At 54.3% G+C, this 357-nt stretch carries 1 protein-coding gene; it reads left to right on the plus strand.

Annotation, left to right across the window (positions count from 1 at the left end):
• Window positions 1-357, plus strand: a 357-nt coding sequence (locus tag ACNQ0T_RS23330; protein WP_417930397.1) for a radical SAM protein, incomplete at both ends; no start/stop codon positions are given.

Here is a 357-nt window from a genome sequence, read left to right on the forward strand (position 1 = left end):
GTGTTATTTCTGCGGCTGCAATAGGATAGTCAACCGCCAGCAGCATAAGGCCGATCAATATCTCGATGTCCTTGAACAGGAGATCATCCACCGCGCGCCGCTGTTTGCCACTCGCCAGGTGAAGCAACTGCACTGGGGGGGCGGCACGCCAACTTATCTCAATAAGGCGCAAATCAGTCGCCTGATGGATCTGTTGCGCAGCCATTTCCATTTCAGCCCGGAAGCCGAGATCTCCATTGAGGTCGATCCGCGTGAGATCGAGCTGGATGTCCTCGATCATTTACGCGCTGAGGGTTTCAACCGCCTGAGTATGGGCGTACAGGACTTCAATAAAGAGGTTCAGCGTCTGGTTAACCG

It is taken from the genome of Enterobacter cloacae complex sp.6700776, assembly GCF_048284255.1.
Lineage (GTDB): Bacteria > Pseudomonadota > Gammaproteobacteria > Enterobacterales > Enterobacteriaceae > Enterobacter > Enterobacter intestinihominis.